At 60.0% G+C, this 17158-nt stretch carries 16 protein-coding genes; 6 read left to right on the plus strand and 10 right to left on the minus strand.

Translation table 11 applies throughout. The features are described 5' to 3' along the window. Positions 1-468 precede the first annotated feature (468 nt). On the plus strand, positions 469-2469 hold the full coding sequence (locus QMX93_RS24170) for a pilus assembly protein TadG-related protein (RefSeq protein WP_282358222.1): 2001 nt from the start codon (positions 469-471) through the stop codon (positions 2467-2469). Here the strand turns inward: QMX93_RS24170 and QMX93_RS24175 are convergent. Together QMX93_RS24175 and QMX93_RS24180 are read right to left on the minus strand one after the other, a co-directional pair. Further along, positions 2466-5219: an ATP-binding protein gene (locus tag QMX93_RS24175; protein WP_282358223.1), complete on the minus strand. Its 2754-nt coding sequence runs from the start codon at positions 5217-5219 to the stop codon at positions 2466-2468. The two genes, QMX93_RS24170 and QMX93_RS24175, sit on opposite strands and share 4 nt — an antisense overlap. Then, on the minus strand, positions 5216-5671 hold the full coding sequence (locus QMX93_RS24180; protein ID WP_053116921.1) for a TadE/TadG family type IV pilus assembly protein: 456 nt from the start codon (positions 5669-5671) through the stop codon (positions 5216-5218). Before QMX93_RS24180 ends, QMX93_RS24175 begins: the two co-directional genes overlap by 4 nt. 75 nt (positions 5672-5746) lie before the next feature. On the opposite strand from QMX93_RS24180, the gene QMX93_RS24185 reads away from it, so the two are divergent. Further along, entirely contained in the window at positions 5747-6217 is a 471-nt protein-coding gene (locus tag QMX93_RS24185; RefSeq protein WP_159813491.1) for a prepilin peptidase, read from the plus strand. Positions 6218-6343: 126 nt separating this feature from the next. After that, positions 6344-7111 (plus strand): response regulator transcription factor, encoded by a 768-nt coding sequence (locus QMX93_RS24190; RefSeq protein ID WP_053116953.1) that lies wholly within the window; start codon positions 6344-6346, stop codon positions 7109-7111. Between the two features lie 986 nt (positions 7112-8097). On the opposite strand, the gene QMX93_RS24195 is transcribed toward QMX93_RS24190, so the two are convergent. Genes QMX93_RS24195 through cpaB form a run of 8 tightly spaced genes read right to left on the minus strand, consistent with a single transcriptional unit; the run spans position 8098 to position 15553 of the window. Further along, the gene (locus QMX93_RS24195; protein ID WP_053116923.1) at positions 8098-8370 is read right to left on the minus strand and encodes a DUF3613 domain-containing protein; all 273 of its coding nucleotides are present in this window, start codon (positions 8368-8370) and stop codon (positions 8098-8100) included. Between the two features lie 10 nt (positions 8371-8380). Further along, positions 8381-9103, minus strand: coding sequence for a tetratricopeptide repeat protein (locus tag QMX93_RS24200; protein WP_053116924.1), 723 nt, complete (start codon positions 9101-9103; stop codon positions 8381-8383). Positions 9104-9126: 23 nt separating this feature from the next. Then, on the minus strand, positions 9127-10011 hold the full coding sequence (locus tag QMX93_RS24205) for a type II secretion system F family protein (protein WP_282358224.1): 885 nt from the start codon (positions 10009-10011) through the stop codon (positions 9127-9129). Position 10012: 1 nt separating this feature from the next. Then, entirely contained in the window at positions 10013-10897 is an 885-nt protein-coding gene (locus QMX93_RS24210) for a type II secretion system F family protein (RefSeq protein WP_282358225.1), read from the minus strand. 18 nt (positions 10898-10915) lie between these two features. Next, positions 10916-12184, minus strand: a complete 1269-nt coding sequence (locus QMX93_RS24215; protein WP_053116927.1) for a CpaF family protein — start codon at positions 12182-12184, stop codon at positions 10916-10918. Beyond that, on the minus strand, positions 12181-13371 hold the full coding sequence (locus QMX93_RS24220; protein ID WP_053116928.1) for a pilus assembly protein: 1191 nt from the start codon (positions 13369-13371) through the stop codon (positions 12181-12183). Before QMX93_RS24220 ends, QMX93_RS24215 begins: the two co-directional genes overlap by 4 nt. Further along, positions 13368-14591: a type II and III secretion system protein family protein gene (locus QMX93_RS24225; RefSeq protein ID WP_159813479.1), complete on the minus strand. Its 1224-nt coding sequence runs from the start codon at positions 14589-14591 to the stop codon at positions 13368-13370. The genes QMX93_RS24220 and QMX93_RS24225 overlap by 4 nt, the downstream gene beginning before the upstream one ends. 20 nt (positions 14592-14611) lie before the next feature. After that, a complete protein-coding gene (gene cpaB, locus QMX93_RS24230; RefSeq protein ID WP_053116930.1) occupies positions 14612-15553 on the minus strand; it encodes a Flp pilus assembly protein CpaB in 942 nt (313 codons plus the stop codon). A gap of 338 nt (positions 15554-15891) precedes the next feature. Between cpaB and QMX93_RS24235 the strand changes: the two genes are divergently transcribed. The 3 genes from QMX93_RS24235 to QMX93_RS24245 all read left to right on the plus strand — a co-directional run bounded on the left by QMX93_RS24235 (position 15892) and on the right by QMX93_RS24245 (position 16899). Beyond that, the gene (locus QMX93_RS24235; RefSeq protein ID WP_282358226.1) at positions 15892-16098 is read left to right on the plus strand and encodes a Flp family type IVb pilin; all 207 of its coding nucleotides are present in this window, start codon (positions 15892-15894) and stop codon (positions 16096-16098) included. 120 nt (positions 16099-16218) lie between these two features. After that, complete coding sequence (locus QMX93_RS24240) at positions 16219-16425, plus strand: Flp family type IVb pilin (RefSeq protein ID WP_053116931.1); 207 nt, start codon at positions 16219-16221, stop codon at positions 16423-16425. Between the two features lie 63 nt (positions 16426-16488). Then, positions 16489-16899 carry a response regulator gene (locus QMX93_RS24245; RefSeq protein ID WP_053116932.1) on the plus strand — a complete coding sequence of 137 codons (411 nt, stop codon included), beginning with the start codon at positions 16489-16491 and terminating at the stop codon, positions 16897-16899. The last annotated feature ends 259 nt before the right edge of the window (positions 16900-17158 follow it).

Genomic DNA, 17158 nt, shown 5'->3' on the forward strand with positions numbered 1-17158 from the left:
CCTGTGGGAGCCGAGCTTGCTCGCGAAGACGGTGGGTCAGGCAGATAAATGCTGAATGACCCGTCGCTTTCGCGAGCAAGCTCGGCTCCTACAGGTTTTTATGGTGTTCAGAAGAATTGTGCGCACCTCGGTCAATGTGGGAGCCGGGCTTGCCCGCGAAGAGGCCGGCACATTCAACATTGTTTGGCAGACAGTTCGCTTTCGCGAGCAAGCTCGCTCCCACAGGTTTTTGGGTGTTCACAGAATTTGTGCGCACCTCGGTCATTGTAGGAGCAGAGCTTGCTCGCGAAGACGGTGTGTCAGGCAGATCAATGCTGAATGACCCACCGCTTTCGCGAGCAAGCTCGGCTCCTACAGGTTTTGTGCTGTGTGCGCTGGCGTGTTGCCAGCAGTGTTGCTCGGTCGCGTCTACACTCAATCGCATCAATGGAGGTTGCGCTCGGCAGTGCGCCGGCAAAGGAGTGCGGCATGTCGCCTCGTTCGCAGTTCAATGGCCCGGCCCGGCAACGCGGGGCGATCGGGTTGATGGCGGCTGCCACGCTGAGTGTGGCGCTGGTGGCGATGCTGTTGGTGGTCGACACCGGGCGCTTGTACATGGAGCAGCGCAAATTGCAGCGGGTGGTGGATAACGCCGCGCTGGAAGCGGTGAGCCGTGGCGGCAATTGTCTGCCCGGTTTGACCGCTGCCACTTACGCCGGGCAAAGCGCGGTGCGTAATGGTTTTACCGTCGATGCCAACAACACCCTCGCCACCACCTGTGGTTCATTAGTCACGGCCGCGACCGGATTGCGTTCGTTCACCGTGGATGCCACGCAAGCGGCAGCGGTGCGCGTAGTCGGCAGTCACACCCTCACCACCAGTTTTGCCGGCGGCGTGCAGGCGTTGTTCAGCGGCACGGCGGTCAGCCTTAACACCACGCTCAACGCCACGGCCGTCGCCGCGAAACCCCAGCCGACCATCGCCCAACTGAACATTCGCAGCACCTTGGCCACGATCAATACCGCGCAATCGAACATCCTCAATCCGCTGTTTTCCGGGCTGCTCGGCGGTAACGTCAACCTCACGGCGCTGGGCTGGGACGGCTTGCTCAAAACCGATATCAACCTGCTCAGCTACCTCAATCAATTGGCGATCAACCTCAACGTCGCCGCCGGCAATTACACGCAACTGCTTAACACCCAGGCCACCGTCACCCAACTGATTCAGGCCGCCGCGACGGTGGTGCAACTTAACGGCGCGACGGCGGAGGTGATCACCGCGCTGGGCCAGTTGCAGGTGGCGGCGATCAACGCGGCGCCGGTCAAACTTGGCGATATTCTGCAATTGCAGACCGGCACCACGGCGGCGGGGCTCGACGCCAATCTGCAACTTCTGCAACTGGTGCAGGGCGTGATTCAACTGGCCAACAGTAAAAGCGCGGTGGCGGCGACGTTGCCGATCAGTGTGTTGGGGCTGGCGAATGTCACGGTGAAAGTGAAGGTGATCGAGCCGCCGCAGTTTTCTGCGATTGGTGATCCTGCGCTGGCCAAGGCCAATCCAACCGGCGCAAACCGGATTTACGTGCGCACCGCGCAAGTCCGTACTTACATTTCGGTGAATCTCCCAGTGCTCACTAACATATCCGCGTTAGTCAATGCCGTGGGGGGATTAGTCGGCGCATTGACCCCGACGCTAAACAGCCTGCTGAGCCTCGACCTGGTCGGCACGCTCAACTCCGTGGGCTGTCTGTTGGGCGCCGGTTGCAAACAGCTGGATCCGCTGTTGTTGCCGTCCCCGGAAATTGACATAGCTCTGGACGTTGGTGGCGCCAATAGCTACGTCACTGACTTCAGTTGCCCGGTAAACAACGTTGGCACCAAGAGTCTGACCGCGCGCACCACCAGTTCTATCGCGGATATAAAAATCGGAAAAATCGATCCTGCCAACGCTTTTTCATCCCTCGCCGAACCGACCGTTACGCCACTGCCGCTGATTGATCTGGGCACGGTGACCTGCCACAAGATTTTGGGTTTGCTCGGGACGTGTGATGAATCGACGCACGTGCCATTCGCTGCTGGCGGCATCGCGATCATGGTCAATACGGGCGTCGGAACCAACGTGCAGGATCTGGTCTTTTCCAGCGGCACGCCGTTCGCGACGCCAGCTAACCTGAAGTTGCCGCCCAGTGTGATTGCTGCCGTTCCAACCAATAACATCGTCAACAGCCTGTCCAGTACGTTGGCCGGCATCAACCTGATTGTTTATAAGCCGGTCGGAAGCAATCCGCTGGGAAGCATCGTCACCGGCGTCGCCAGTTTGATCAGCGATGTCACCGCCTCTTTGCAACCGCTGATCACCAACCTGCTAAGCCCGATCCTCGACCCCTTACTCAACAACCTCCTAAAAAGCCTCGGCATCAACCTGATGGACGTCGACGTCGGCGCCAACATGACCTGCGGGCAAACCGGCAAAGCCTATCTAGTCATCTAATCGTCCGCCGAAATCGGTAACTCAATACAAAACCGCGCGCCCTCAACCGAGTTGCGCACGCTCAAAAGCCCACCCATGTTGTCGATAATCCCGTAACTCACCGACAGCCCCAACCCAGTGCCGACACCAATCGGTTTGGTGGTGAAAAACGGCTCGAAAATCCGCTCGAGCAAACGCGGGTCAATGCCGCCACCGTTGTCCTCGACCCACAGCCTGACCTTCTCATCATCACGCTCGGCATAAATCGAAATCCACGGTTTGAAGCTCGAATCCTTCTCACGCTTGCTCAACAACGCATCGCGGGCGTTGACCATCAGGTTGATCAACACCTGCTCCAGTTGATCGACATAACCGCGCACCTGCACCTGAAAACCGGTGTCGCTGATGCGCAGATCCACGCCTTTTCCGCGCATGCCTTCAGCCAACAGCGACAACGTGCCTTCGATGGCCGACGCCGGATTGAACAGTTGCTGCTCGATCTCCGAACGGCGGCCGAACACGCGCATGTGATCGACAACCTTGGCCGCGCGCTGCACCTGCGCGTCGATGCGATTGAGTTTGTCGGTCAGGTAATCGACCTGCACATCGCCATTACTCAAGCGCTTGAGCACGTTGACGATAGCCATGCGCATCACGTTCAACGGCTGATTGATTTCGTGGGCGAGCCCCGTGGCCATCTCGCCGAGGGTGGCCATTTTTGCGCTCTGCGTGAGTTGTTGCTGCGAGCGGCGCACTTCGGTGTTGTCGCGGCCCACCGCTTGCACTTCGATCAACTGCCCGCGCTCATCGAACACACCGCGATCCGACCACACCCACCAGGCATGTTCGCGGCCAGGCAATTGCAGGCTGATTTCGGCGGTGCTCACCGGGTTGTCCGGGGTCAGCAGCGTCAGGCGCTGGACGAACGCGGCGCGCTGCTCGTCGGACATCCAGGTGCCCAGATCAATGCCCGGCAATTGTTCCGGCGTGCATTCCAGATACGTCGCCAGTGGCCGGTTGCCGAAAGTCAGGGTCAGATCCGGGCGATAGCGGCAGATCATCGCCGGTGAATCTTCGACCAGAATCCGGTAGCGCTCTTCGCTTTGTTTGACCTGTTCAGCGGCCAGCGTCGCATCGGTGACATCCAGCCACAGGCCAACAGCTTCGACCGGCAAACCGAGGTCGTTGCGCAGCAGTTTGGCCTCGTCGAGCAGCCAGTGATAATCACCACGGCTATCACGCAGGCGATAACGCGCACGCACCGAACCTTCGCGCAGCAACTGCCGAGTACGCTGGAAATACACCTCGCGATCTTCCGGATGCAGGCGCTCGATCAGCGCCGCCGCCGTGCAATCCTCCAGACGCAAACCGAGCAACGGTTGCAGGCTGGCGCTGAAAAACGCCGGTTGCAACGCACCTTCGGCGTAGTGCTGCACGTAAATCACCGCCGGCGAACTGGCGATCAGATTGTCCAGCCGCGCATGAGCGGCGGCGGCCAGTTGCTGCTGGTTTTTGATGTCGCTGATGTCGAGCATGAAACCGACCAGACGCCGGTGTTCGGCGCTGCCGGTGACTTGTCCTTGCACGCGAAACCACGTCGGCGCCTGCTCGTTATCCGCAGGGTGCAGACGCACGCTCAAGGTCAGCGGCTCGCCGTGTTGTTGCAGCGCGTGCAGACCGCTGCGCATTTCCTCGCGATCGGCAGGGTGGATCTGCGTCAGCCATTCTTCCTGGGTCAATCGTGTCGCCTGCAGTTGCAGGGCGGCAGCCAATGACGGCGCCAATTGCACCGCATCGCCGACGCCGGGGATTTCCCACCAACCGGTGCCGAGCAAGGTCTGTAGGGATTCCAGACGTTCGTGCTGGCGATGATGTTGCTGCTCGCGCAGACGCCCGAGCAACGGCGCCGCCAGTGAACTTGCCAGCCACATCCAGTCGCGCACGGTCAGATAGGGCGCTGCGTGATCAACGTCGTAAAAACCGCAGAGCAACCACGCGACCACGCCGCGATCATCGCTGTAGGGCACGGCAAAACCGTCGGCGTTGCCGAAGATAATCTGCACCCGCGAATGTTCGTTGAGGCCGTGGTGCGCATCGAGTCGCTGCGGCGCGGTGCCGTTCAAACTGTCGAGCGGCGTGTCCAGTCGCTGACCGTCGTGCCACAGCGTCGGCGCGTCATGGGCCTGAAACTGCCGATAGATTTGCCAGCCCTGTTCCTGTTCATCGAGCAGCGCCAATGCCAGACAAGGGATGTGCCAGCGCTGGGCGATGATCTGCAGTTGTTCGCTGACAATCACCGGCAAACGCAACGGGCCGCAACTGCGCAATTGTTCGCTGATTTGCCCGGCGATCACTTGGCAGGCGTCGTGGTGACGCGCTTGCTGGCGTTCGATGAGCAAGTCGGCGATGTCCATCAACTGCAACAGCCAGCCGTTGCCCCAGCGCTGCGCCCAGCCGCGCAAATGCAGCACCTGATCGCCGAGGCAGGCGAAGTCGAGATCGAGCAGTTGCCCCTGCCAATCACTTGGCTGGCCCTCGATGGCCAGGCAACTGTGGGCAAGCAAGTAGTCGGTCAGCGGCAACGGCTGAGCATGAGGTTTCTGTTGTTCGAGCACATGACGCAACGGCCCGGCCATCTGCAATACCGCACCGTCATCGTCGAGATGAATGTGCAGGCCCAGCATCGGCGAGACCAGAGGCTCCAGCGGTTCGTGAGCGACGACCGCTGAACGCTTGAGCAACCGCCCGAAGAGTTTATCGCCCGCCGTCAAAATTGCAGACTCGATTGGGCGGTCAGATTGGTCGGCAGGCTGGGCACGGTGCCAACCCCCGGCAGCACCAGAAACGGCAGCACCTGATTGAGTTTGCTGACCGGGTAATTGACGCTGACGGTGAGCGTGCCGTTGAGACCTTTAGTGCTGTCGAAAACCGCGCTGGTATCGGTGCCAATCACCAAATTGAACGACGACGGCACCCAAGATAATTGTTGAGTCAGCGCTGCATTCGCAGCATTGACGACCGCCGTCGCATAACCGGGCGTCGTCGGGTCAATGGCGACGCTACGGCGCACCGCTTCAGCCGTCGCCTGATTGAACGATTGCATCATCACGAACGGCAGGCTGTAGCTGATCAAGCCGTAAAACACCGCAAAAAAGATCACGAACACCAGGGCGAATTCAATCGCCACCGCACCTTTTTGCGACTTCCGAAAGCCGTTTTTCATGAGTGCGTCTACCCTGACAGTCACTGCGTAGTATCAGCATAGAATCATTCAGCAAAAACGGACGGTTTTTACCGGATGCAGAGTTTTATCCTTCTCGTATGGCTGCTGGTTTGCGCCGCTCAGGACGCCCGGCAGCGGCGCATCACCAATCTCTTGACCGTCGGTGTCGGTGCCTTGGCGCTGGTGTTTTTATTGGCCACCGGCAGCACGTGGCTGGGGGCTCAGGCCGGGCAGGGCGGCTGGGCGGTTTTGTTGGCGTTGGCGTTCACCCTGCCGGGTTATTTGATGGGCCGCATGGGCGCCGGCGATGTGAAACTAATGACAGCTCTGGGCCTTGCGACGGACGGTATTTTCGTTCTTTGGACATTTGTCGGCGCCGGTATCGCCAGTGTGCTCTGGCTGCTGCTCGCGCCAAGAGTCTGGCTGCATATGAGTCAAGGGCTTAGAGATCGTCTTCGATATTTGGGCCCGGGATCGTCAAAAAAGCTGCCATTTGCGCCGTTTGTGCTGCTCGGCACGGGGCTGGCTTTCTATTGGATCCACTAGTCGCCGGGCGCCACTAGTTCTATGTACATAGTCGGAAAGTACGTCTACTTTCAAAGGAGCTGGTTATACAGCCGAGAGCTGTCAGTACAGGAATGGTCAGCTTTGGCCTAGGGCATGGAGTGGCACGTGAACAAGCTTACGTCTGCGGTAAAAGTCCTCGTGGTTGATGATCAACCCTTGATCGTCGAGGAGTTGTGCGAGTTTCTCGAGTCCAGCGGTTATCGCTGCGTCCCCTGCGTTTCCAGCCAAGAGGCGATCGAGCGTTTTACTGAAGACGCGCAGATTGGTCTGGTGTTGTGCGACCTGCACATGCCGGGGATGGACGGCATTGAACTGGTGCAGGCGTTGCAGCGCCTGGCCGGCAAGCAGCGGGCGTTCGAGGCGATCATGTTGACCGGGCGCGCGGACAAGCAGGACGTGATCAAGGCGTTGCGCGCGGGGATTGCTGATTATTATCAGAAGCCGATTGATCTGGCGGAGTTGCTGGAGGGTTTGCAGCGTCAGGAGTTGGCGTTGCAGGAGCGGCACAAGAATGTGCAGCTTGGGCATTTGAATCAGAAGTTGCAGTTTTTGTCTGAGTCGATTGATGACCTTTATCAGGATCTGGATAAGGTTCGGCGTAGTCCTGCGACGGTGGTGCGGGATAGGTTGGGCGGCGAGGCTGAGGCGGCGGAGATGCCGGAGATTTTCAATCAGTTGTCGCCACGGCAGTTGGATGTGGCGCGGTTGGTGGGGAAGGGGCAGACGAACTATCAGATTGCTTGTGAGTTGGGGATTACCGAGAACACGGTGAAGCTTTATGTTTCGCAGGTTTTAAGGTTGACGCATATGCATAATCGGACGCAGTTGGCGTTGGCGCTTTCGCCTGGGCGGGGGCGGGTTACGGCGCATTGATTTGGGTACATATCCGTTGTTTGTGGTGGGGCGGGTATTGGTTCCGCCCTTACGGCGGGTCACTTTTGCAGACGCCGGAATGCCGGCCCAGCCAAAAGTAACCAAAACGCTTTGCCCTGACGTCCGGCCCTCGCTGAGGCTCGGGTTCCTTCGCTCCGGGTTCATCCGGGGGCATCGCCTACGGTTTGCTTCGCTGCACCTCCTCTCGATGCTTTCCCCGTATGAATCCCTCCCGCTCAGCCTCCCGACGGGCTCTAAGATCAAAATCAACAGCTTGTCGAGCTTGCGCTCATCCTGTGTAGGAGCTGCCGAAGGCTGCGATCTTTTGATCTTCGTTGGATTCGCCCCTCACCCCAGCCCTCTCCCGAGGGAGAGGGGGCCGATTTTTGGGCTTTTCAAAACTTGAGTTCAACTCGGTATCCCACGTCGGCGTACCTCGCCCAAACACCCCGGTCAGTCCCCTCTCCCTTCGGGAGAGGGCTAGGGTGTGGGGCTTTCAGATCATACGCGGCAGCCTTCGGCTAGGGGGGCATCGCCCACGGTTTGCTTCGCTGCACCTCAATGCTTTCGCCGTACGAATTCCTCCCGCTCAGCCTCCCGACGGGCTCTAAGATCAAAAGCTGCACCCGAGCTTGCGCTCATCGTGTCGAGTGGTTAAGAGCGTGGCGTGTTCGGCTTTGGTTTTGTGTTGAGGCTGCCCCTCACCCCAGCCCTCTCCCGAGGGAGAGGGGGCCGATTTTTGTGGTTTTCAGAGTCTGTGTTCGGCTCGGTATTTCAGGTCGGCGTACCTCGCCCAAACAGCCCGATCAGTCCCCTCTCCCTCCGGGAGAGGGTTAGGGTGAGGGGCTTTTAGATCATACGCGGCAGCCGAGCTTGCACTCATCCTGTGTAGGAGCTGCCGAAGGCTGCGATCTTTTGATCTGTGTTTCTAAAAAGAAAGATAAAAAGATCGCAGCCTTCGGCAGCTTCTACACGTTATGCGGTTGTCAGTTTTTGGTCTCAATCTTCCCGCCCGCATCCGGGTCATACAAATCCGGGATTTCGTATTTGTATTTTTTGATCCAGCGCTGCATCGCCAGTTCGCGCTCGGTGGCGGTGGCCGGTTGTGGGTTTTTCGAGGCGGCCTGGTTGCGGCTTTGCAGGACGAGCCAGCCTTCGGTTTCCTGTTGTTGCGCCGAGGCGGGGCCGGCGTCGATGGCGTGGGCGCTGAGGGGCAGGCTGAGCAGGGTCAGGTAGCACAGGCCTTTGACGGGGTTCATGGCTGTCTCCTTATTTGATCGAGGACGGCAGTGGGTCGGCGACGACCGCGACCTGGTTGCTGGCCGCGGGTTTGGCTTTGACCGGGGCTTTGAGTTTTTCCGCGCGTTCCTGGGCTTCGGTGAATTGATCCGGGGTGAGTTTGGCGCGGCTGACGATTTCGGCGGCTTGCGGCCAGTTGTTCTGGTAGAGCAGTAAGGTGACCAGGTTCTGCGCCGCCAGTTGGTTGTTCTGCTTGAGTTCGAGGGCAGTGAGGAATTCGAAGCTGGCGTCGTTCAGGCGCAGTTGGTTGAGGTAGACCACGCCCAGGTCGTTGCGGATTTTTTCGTCGGTGGGCGCCAGGCGCACGGCGCGTTGCAGGTGCGCCTGAGCCTGGCCGTTGTCGCCGCGTGCGGCGTAGAGTTGGCCGAGGCCGTGTTCGGCTTCGGCGGTCAGGCAGCCGCCGACGAGGCTGCGGTAAAGCGGTTCGGCTTCGCTGCGGCCGAGCAGGCGATAGACCTTGGCTTTGCGCAGACGCACTTCGCTGAGGTTGTCCGGCAAGCTTTCGAGGTTGGCGAGGCTGGCGTGCAGTTTGCCGTCGTTGGCCAGGTCGTCCGCCAGGTTCAGCGCCAGTTCCTGTTCCGACGACAGTTTGCTGCAACTGGACGGCGACAGCAGCGACGTCCACGGCGCCTGGCCGTTGGTGGCGCAACCGCCGAGCAGCAGCAGACTGGCGATGACTATCAGTACTTTCATCAAACACACTCCATGAGTCGGATTCAGGATGCAAACGCCCGGGTAATCGCAGTGAAGCCGGGGCCGGCGAGGACGATCAGCAGCGCCGGGAACAGAAACAACATCATCACCACCGACATTTTTGCCGACATCTTCGAGATGTATTCCTGCAAGCGTGTCAGGCGCCGGTCATCCAGCAGTTGTTTGAGCGCCAGCAGCGATTTCATCGCGCCGCCGCCCTGTAGGATCAGTTGTTGAAGGATCACGCAGGTGTCGGTGAATTCGTCGACGGCGAGCATCACTGCGGCTTTGTTCAGCTCCTGACCGAGCTCCAGGCCGGAGTCGACACGGACGAGGATCAGGCGCAGTTCGCTGGTCAGTTCCGGCAGCAGTTTTTGCCCCTCGATGCTCAGCACGCGCAGTGCCTGTTCCACCGCCATGCCGGATTCGAAGAGGATGCGCAGCAGCGGAATGAAGGTGGAAATTTCCACCGAGATGATTTTCTGCCGACGCCCGGCCGCGTAGGCGAGCAGGCGTTTGGGCAACAGGTAACCGGCGCCGGCAGCGAGCATCGGCATGATCCAGCGGTTGTCGGCGTGGGGGAAAAACACTTCCTGTAAAAAAATCGCCAGCCCTAAGGTCAGCAACGGCGTACCGATCTGGCAGGCGGCGAACAGCGCGCGCTCGTTGGCGCGGCGCCAGCCAATGCGGCTGAGCAGGGTTTGGGTTTCGCTGTCGATGCTCACCGAGCGCCGGCCAAATCGCGTGTTGCCGAACGCGCGCAACCAAGTGCCGAAGCGGTTTTCGCGCACCAGATGCCCCTGCAACCGCTGGTTGACCTGGCGCACGCGACGGCGCTCGGTGAGCAAGTGGTTGGCCACCAGCAGCAGGGCGCCAAGCAATAACATCAGGGCGGCGAGATAGAGCATTTCAAACACTCCGCAACATGCGCCACAGCGCCAGGCATCCAAACACTTGCAACAGCGCCGCGATGATCAACATGGTGTGGCCGCCCGAGTCATGCCACATGCCGAGCATGTAACCGGGATTGGTCAGCATGAAATAGCTGACGAGGATGATCGGCAGCGAGCCGAGCACCCACGCAGTCATCCGTGTTTCACCGGTGAGGGCGCGCAATTGACGGGCGCCCTGATCGCGTTCGCGGATCAGTTTGATCAGGTTCTCCAGCAGCTCACTGGCGTTGCCGCCGTAGCGGTTATTGACCTTGAGGCCGAGGGCGAACATGCGCAGTTCGTCCTGCTCGTACAGCTCGGCAAAGTCGCTGACGGCGTCAGGCAGATTGACCCCCAGTTGTACGTTGCGCTGCACCCGACCCATGGCTTTTTTCAGCGGATCGTCACTGGCCTCGATGCCGCCCATGACCGCGTCGCTCAAGGTGCGCCCGGACTTCAAACTGCGCACGGTGTGATCGAGTAACTGCGGCAGCTGCTCGATCATGCGCTTGATTCGGCGCCGATAAAGGAAGGCGATGTATAGGCGCAAAATCAGTGGCGGAGCGACCAGCATCACCAGCAAACCGACCCAGTCGAACAGCAGATAACCGAGACCAATGGAGACCGCCCACAGGCTCATCCACAAGCCGAAACGCTCGGTCGGACGGCCCAAACCTGCGCGCAAAAACATCCGCTCAAGGCCCACCCATTTTGGTTTTTCTTCGGCCAGTTGCGGTTGCCCGGCGGCCAGTCGACCGAGGACTTTTTCGTTGGCGGTTTTGCGTATGCCGTGCAGAAACAAACGGATCGACAGCCCGAGCAAAACCAGACACAAGGTGATGAGAATGACCGGTCCCAGCATGCTCCGTGCTCCTTGCCGTCAGCCCAGATGAGTCTCGTGGCGCAACTTGTCGCCCGCCGGATTGACCGCTTCACGGAGGAAGCCGAAACCGGTGCGGCGGTCGAGGCGGAACAGGGTGTTGGTGACGTAGACGTCTTCGCGGATGCCGACCACTTCCACCACTTCGCTGACGCAGCGGCGGCCGTCGGGCATGCGGGTCAACTGGATGATCACGTCGAGCGCCGCACAGATCATCTGGCGCAAGGTGCGTTCGGCGATGGCGCGACCGGTCAGGCCGACCAGCGTCTCCAGACGCAGCAGCGCATCCTGCGCATTGTTGGCGTGCACGGTGCTCATCGAACCGTCGTGGCCAGTGTTCATCGCGGTCAGTACATCGACCACTTCGACGCCGCGAATCTCGCCGAGGATGATGCGGTCGGGGCGCATCCGCAGGGCGTTGCGAATCAGGTCGCTGGCCTTCACTTCGCCGTGGCCCTCGGCATTCGGCGGACGGGTTTCCAGACGCACCACGTGCGGGTGGCCGAGCTGCAATTCGGCGACGTCTTCGATGGTCACCAGACGTTCGTGCGGGTTGATCAATTGGCTGAGGATGTTCAGCAGCGTGGTTTTACCGGTGCCGGTACCGCCGCTGATAAGAATGTTGCAGCGCTTGCCGACCGCGTCCTGAAGGAATTCGAAGATCTGCAGATCGATGGTTTGCATAGCCATCAGGTCGCTGCTTTTCAGCATGTCTTTACGGAATTTCCGAATCGACAGGCACGGGCCGTCGAGGGCAATTGGCGGAATGATCGCGTTGACCCGGCTGCCATCCGGCAGGCGCGCATCGACCATTGGCGACGACTCATCAAGACGCCGACCGAGCGGCGCGAGAATCCGCTGCATCACCCGTTCAACGTGATGCGCATCGATAAAACGCAGGTCACTTTGATGGAGCACGCCGTCGCGTTCGATGAACACCCGGTGCGGGCCGTTGACCAGAATTTCCGTCACCGTTGGATCGCGCAGCAGCACTTCCAGCGGGCCGAACCCGGTGAGCTCGTCGACGATTTCTTCGCCCAGCCGCTCCATCTCATAACGCGAGATCGCCAGGTGCAAACGGGCGATGTATTCGGCGACTTTGTCGGTGACGAATTGCGCGAGTTGCTGGCGCGAACCCTCCAGCAGGTTTTTTCCCGACTCTTCGATGGCATCGATGATGTAGCGGTGCAGCACCAGTTTCAGGCCTTCATGATCGGTGTTGCCCACCGCCCCGCGTTGCGGCGAGCCGAAGAGTTTTTCGCTGCTCATGTGTTGCCTCGCAGACGCCCGAACCAGGTGACTTTCGGTTTCGCCAGCCCTTCGGAGCGTTTCGCCAGACGTTCGCCGAGGGCGCGCAGGCTTTGCGTGAGTTTTTCTCGCGGCGCCAGTTCGAACAGGCTGACACCCTGATTTTTCGCGTTGAGACGGACTTCGGCGTTGGCCGCCAGAACCGCGATGACTTCCAGGTTGTAAGTCTTGCCGAGGGTTTCCGCATCCGGCGCGACGTTGCTTAAATAACGGTCGATCAGCAGTCGGCCGTGGTCGAGTTTCATGCCTTTCTCGCGCCAGTTATTGAGCACGGCGAGGTTGCGTCGGCAGTTGAGCACGTTCTGATCGGTGTACCAGAGCAGCTTGTCGCAATGGCTGACAAAAGTGCGCAAGGCTTCGCTGTCGGCTTGCCCGGTGAGGTTGACGACGATGTGCTGGAAGTGCTGACGCAGGGCGCTGAGGAGCATGAACAGTTCGGCGGCGCTGGTGGTTTCCAGCGGCTCGTCACTGCTGGCGTAAGCGAGGATGCGCAGCCCGGCTTCGGCGCTGGTGAAGGCGCTGTCGATCAGCGTGGCGTCGAGGCGTCTTAGATGGCGCAGAGCGTCGCCGAAGTGGAACGAGCTCTCTAGGCCCAGCAACGCGAGGCTGTCACCGCGCGGCAAACCGAGATCGAGCAACAAAGTTTGTTGTCCGCTCTTCTGCACGACCATCGCCATGTGATTGGCCAACAGTGCGCCGTCGGAGCTGCTCTGCACGCCATACATCACGGTCAGGCCACCGAGTTGCGTGTTCGGTGCCACCGGCGGCAGACGTTTGCTCAGGCGCCGCACCAATCCTGCGACTTCGCTGGAGCGCGAACCGTAGGCGACGAAATCCCGTGCGCCGGCGCGCATTGCATTCAGCACAAGCTGATTGTCCATGCCGTCGCCGAGGGCGACGATCGCCAGCATCGGTTTGGCTTCCAACGCACCTTCGATCAGCGCGCTCTGCGCCACGACGTGTTCGCGATCAAGGCCGACAAACACCAGATTGGCGAAGGTGACATCGACCAGCGCGAGCAATTCGTCGAGGCTGCCGCCACCGGCGCTGACCACTTGGCCGAGCGGCGCGAGGGCGCTTTGCAGCCATTCCAGATCGGTGCTGTTGCGGGTGATGGCGAGGAACGTCTGGCTCAGGCTCTGGCTCATTGGGACAACCCACTGCGCTTGTCGAAGTTGCCGTTTTCGAGGAAGAACATGCGATAGAAATTCGGGTCGTAGTTGCGCAGTTTTTCCCCCGGCAACGACGGCAGTTGCGCGTCGGCGGCCAGCGGCTGCACCAGGTGCGGTGTGACGATCATCAGCAGTTCGCGCTCTTCGCGTTTGATCTGCGAATCACGGAAAAACGCGCCCAGCACGGGGATGTCGCCCAGGCCCGGAAACTTGTTCACCTGCGAAGTGTTGGTGGTACTGATCAACCCGCTGATGACGAAACTTTCGCCGTCGGCCAGCGACACACTGGTGTCAGTGCGGCGTACGGTCAGCGCGGGCACTGGCGTGCCGCCGATGTTGATGGCGTTGGCGTAATCCAGTTCGCTGACTTCTGGTGCGACTTTGAGGGTGACGCGATTACGGTCGATCACGGTCGGCGTCAGCGTCAGACGAATACCGAATTCCTTGTATTCGATGGTCACTGTGTCGCTGCCGGAGCTGGGCACCGGAATCGGGATTTCGCCGCCGGCGAGAAAGCTTGCGCTCTGGCCGCTCAGCGCCACCAGACTCGGCCGCGCCAAGGTGTAAGCGAAGCCGCTGCCTTCCAGCGCATTGATGATCGCCATGGTCTTGCCGCCGATCCACGAGAAGTTGAACAGACCGTTGTTCACCGGCAAGCGTGGCTGCGGCACACCATCAATATTCGGCAATGTGCCGGGCGAGCCGAAGAGGAAGTTACCGCGTACGCCGATCAGCGAGGCGGTGGCTTCCTTGAGTTTGGTGCGGCTGACTTCGACGAAACGAATGTCGGTCTGCACTTGCGACGGCAGGCTCGGATCTTCTGACGGCGGCAGGCTGGCACCGGTGAGTGCAGCGGTGGCGGCGCCTTGCACGAACACCATGCTCTGGCGCGGTTCGCTGGAGCACGACGTCCAGACCATCAGGCTGGTGGCGCCGGGCGCGACGCCGGTGAGCAGAAAAGACGAGCTGCCGTTGGCGTGCACGTCAGCGATCTTCGGATCGCCAATCGCCAGCCGCGTGATCGCCACCGGTGATTGCACATCCTGTTGAAAGCCCTCGCCGATCTCGATCACCGGCGGCATGCGCCCGAGTGCCGAGCAATTACCGGTGGCCGCCCACACGGCGTCCATCGACAGGCCCATCAACAACATGGCCTGCAGCATTGGTTTTAAGGTCGGCCAGCAACGACTCGGCATGCACTTGGATCCTTGCGCAATCATGGGGTTTGTTGAGTGATCTGGTTGCCGCGAATGATCTCCACCGCCGGCCGTGCAACGGCGCCGGAGCCACCGCTGGACGGCACTTTTGGCGCCGCGCCGAGGGCCAGTTGGGTGAACTGGAAGAGTTGACTGTTGGCGTTATCGATGTGGGCGGGCGCCTGACTTTCGCCGGCCCAGTATTTCGCCAGACGTTGTTCTTCACTGCTGCGCACGGCCAGGCGCAAGGTGCCGACTTGGGTCGCGAGCATCATCCGGCTGAGCAGTTGTTCCGGTACCGCCAGCACCACGGTGCGTGCGGCGATGCGGCGCTGATCCTGTTTGATTTTTTCGTCGGCGCTCAGCGCGGGGGAGGCGGGTTGGCCGTCGTTGGTCAGGCCGTATTGATCACCGACGCCGAGCACGCGCATGGCCGGTAAAACGATCTGCGCCGACTGCTGCAAGTTGCTGCCGTCCTGGCGCAGATAGAGAAGGACATCGACGTAGTCACCGGGAAGCAATTGCCCGGCAGCGCTGATCACTTCGTCGACGGCCACGGTCAGCGCGCGTTCATCGCTGTGGATCATGCGTGCCAGTGAGCCACCGGCGGAGAAGCTTTCATCATTCAGCCAGGTGCCGGCGCTGAGGTGCCGCCACGGTGTGCGGCCGACCGCTTGATCGACGCTGCTCAAGCTGCCGGCCGGGGCGCTGCGCAGTTTTTCCACGGTGACGTCGGCGGCGGTCAGCGGCGAAAACGGTGGCACGTCGTGGAGCAGAACCACCACCGGTTGGCGGGTCTGGTCTTCGGCGATCGCGACAGTTTTTTCAACGGTGACGTTCGGCGCGGCAGGCGCCTCGGCAACAGGTGCCGGTTGGCGGCTGAGCACCAGCCCCCAGTAACCGACAAAAACGGCGCCGAGCAACAACACTGCTGCAAGGCCCATGGTGACGCGACTGTTCATGACGGCTCTCCCTTTCCTGCTGCACGACCCACCGCTTTTTTCAACGAGAGATTTCGCAATCCGGCAGCTATGAACATTCAACTATTTCGCTATTTCCACGCTAGCTGATCCAAGCCAAAACGCCATTAGTGACAGACAAATAACTGACTAAAGTAGGGGTGTTGGCCAATTAACAGCAGGAAACGGCCGATCACCAATGGACTAATCCTTTGTGATTAATCCGTTCTTACAGTTGTTGGGAGGGGGTTTGTTGACAATGCTCAAATGGCACGGTGGAACCTTGCCGCTGTAGCGTGACATCGGCGCCAAAGGCGCGAAGGAGTGGACGTATGTTTCGGATGACTCTCGACTATCTGCGGGCACGTGCCCGGACATTCTGCAAAAGCGACGAAGCGGCGTCGGCTATTGAATACGCGATCGTTGTGGCGATGGTCGCCGTGGTTGTCGTGGTATTTGTGACACCTGTCGGCGATAAGGTACTGGCGATTTTCAACGTCATTCTGACCAAGCTTGGCGGTACGGCGCAGACCAAGCCGGGTATCTGATCGAACTCACTCTTCCCTTATTCATTGCTTGCGCGCGCTAGTGAATTGCGAGCGCAGGTTTTGACGAGGCTGTTGTTTTTTTCCGTATCCGGCCAGCGGCTGGAACGCAGGAGAATGGCCATGTTTCTTGATTATGTGATTACGCGCGTGCGCTCGTTTCTGGCGAGTACTGAAGCGGCGTCGGCTATCGAGTACGCGATTGTTGTGGCGATGGTTGCTGTGGTTGTCGTGGTGTTCGTAACGCCTATCGGAGCGAAGGTGTTAGCGATCTTCAACAGTATTCTGGTGTCCCTGGGTGGCACTGCGCAGACCGCTCCGACGCCTTGACCGCGGTGATGGGCGAATGACGGTCTACACTCGGGTTCACTTTCGGTTTTTCAGGGATTGCCCATGACTGCTTCCTCGCTGCCGCGCCAACAGTTGCTTCTGGTTGACGATGAGGAGGATGCGTTGCTGGAGCTGGCTGAGTTGCTGGAGGGTGAGGGGTTTGTGTGTCATACGGCGACGTCGGTGAAGTTGGCGTTGCATCATTTGACGCGGCATCCGGATATTGCGTTGGTGATTACCGATTTGCGCATGCCTGAGGAGTCGGGCATGTCGTTGATCAAGCGCTTGCGTGAGCATACGTCGCGGGCGCATTTGCCGGTGATTGTGATGTCGGGGCATGCGGATATGGAGGATGTCAGTGATTTGCTGCGGTTGCAGGTGGTGGATCTGTTTCGCAAGCCGATTTATCACGTGAGGTTGTTTGAGACTTTGGATAATTTGTTTCCCAAGCCTAGGGGGGTTGGGCGGGGGTGAGGTTGGGGGCTTATCCGTTGCTTCGGGGGTTGCTGATAAGGGTTCCGCCCTTACGGCGGGTCACTTTGGCAAACGCCCCAAAGTAACCAAAGGTCTTTGCCCTGACGTTCGGCCCTCGCTAGGGCTCGGGTTCCTTCGCTCCGGGATTGATCCGGGGTTCATCGCCTACGGTTTGCTTCGCTGCACCTCCTCTCGATGTGTTTGGCTGCGCCAAACGGTCGCTGCGCTCCCACCCCGGATCAATCCCTCCACTCAGCCT

The sequence above is a fragment of the Pseudomonas sp. PS01303 genome, assembly GCF_029959385.1.
Lineage (GTDB): Bacteria > Pseudomonadota > Gammaproteobacteria > Pseudomonadales > Pseudomonadaceae > Aquipseudomonas > Aquipseudomonas rustica.

Bases quoted from the DNA above. Each gene is read 5' to 3' on its own strand.
- QMX93_RS24170 (WP_282358222.1), top strand. From the start codon at position 469: ATGTCGCCTCGTTCGCAGTTCAATGGCCCGGCCCGGCAACGCGGGGCG.
- QMX93_RS24180 (WP_053116921.1), bottom strand. From the start codon at position 5,671: ATGAAAAACGGCTTTCGGAAGTCGCAAAAAGGTGCGGTGGCGATTGAA.
- QMX93_RS24185 (WP_159813491.1), top strand. From the start codon at position 5,747: ATGCAGAGTTTTATCCTTCTCGTATGGCTGCTGGTTTGCGCCGCTCAG.
- QMX93_RS24195 (WP_053116923.1), bottom strand. From the start codon at position 8,370: ATGAACCCCGTCAAAGGCCTGTGCTACCTGACCCTGCTCAGCCTGCCC.
- QMX93_RS24200 (WP_053116924.1), bottom strand. From the start codon at position 9,103: ATGAAAGTACTGATAGTCATCGCCAGTCTGCTGCTGCTCGGCGGTTGC.
- QMX93_RS24205 (WP_282358224.1), bottom strand. From the start codon at position 10,011: ATGCTCTATCTCGCCGCCCTGATGTTATTGCTTGGCGCCCTGCTGCTG.
- QMX93_RS24210 (WP_282358225.1), bottom strand. From the start codon at position 10,897: ATGCTGGGACCGGTCATTCTCATCACCTTGTGTCTGGTTTTGCTCGGG.
- QMX93_RS24215 (WP_053116927.1), bottom strand. From the start codon at position 12,184: ATGAGCAGCGAAAAACTCTTCGGCTCGCCGCAACGCGGGGCGGTGGGC.
- QMX93_RS24220 (WP_053116928.1), bottom strand. From the start codon at position 13,371: ATGAGCCAGAGCCTGAGCCAGACGTTCCTCGCCATCACCCGCAACAGC.
- QMX93_RS24225 (WP_159813479.1), bottom strand. From the start codon at position 14,591: ATGCCGAGTCGTTGCTGGCCGACCTTAAAACCAATGCTGCAGGCCATG.
- cpaB (WP_053116930.1), bottom strand. From the start codon at position 15,553: ATGAACAGTCGCGTCACCATGGGCCTTGCAGCAGTGTTGTTGCTCGGC.
- QMX93_RS24235 (WP_282358226.1), top strand. From the start codon at position 15,892: ATGACTCTCGACTATCTGCGGGCACGTGCCCGGACATTCTGCAAAAGC.
- QMX93_RS24240 (WP_053116931.1), top strand. From the start codon at position 16,219: ATGTTTCTTGATTATGTGATTACGCGCGTGCGCTCGTTTCTGGCGAGT.
- QMX93_RS24245 (WP_053116932.1), top strand. From the start codon at position 16,489: ATGACTGCTTCCTCGCTGCCGCGCCAACAGTTGCTTCTGGTTGACGAT.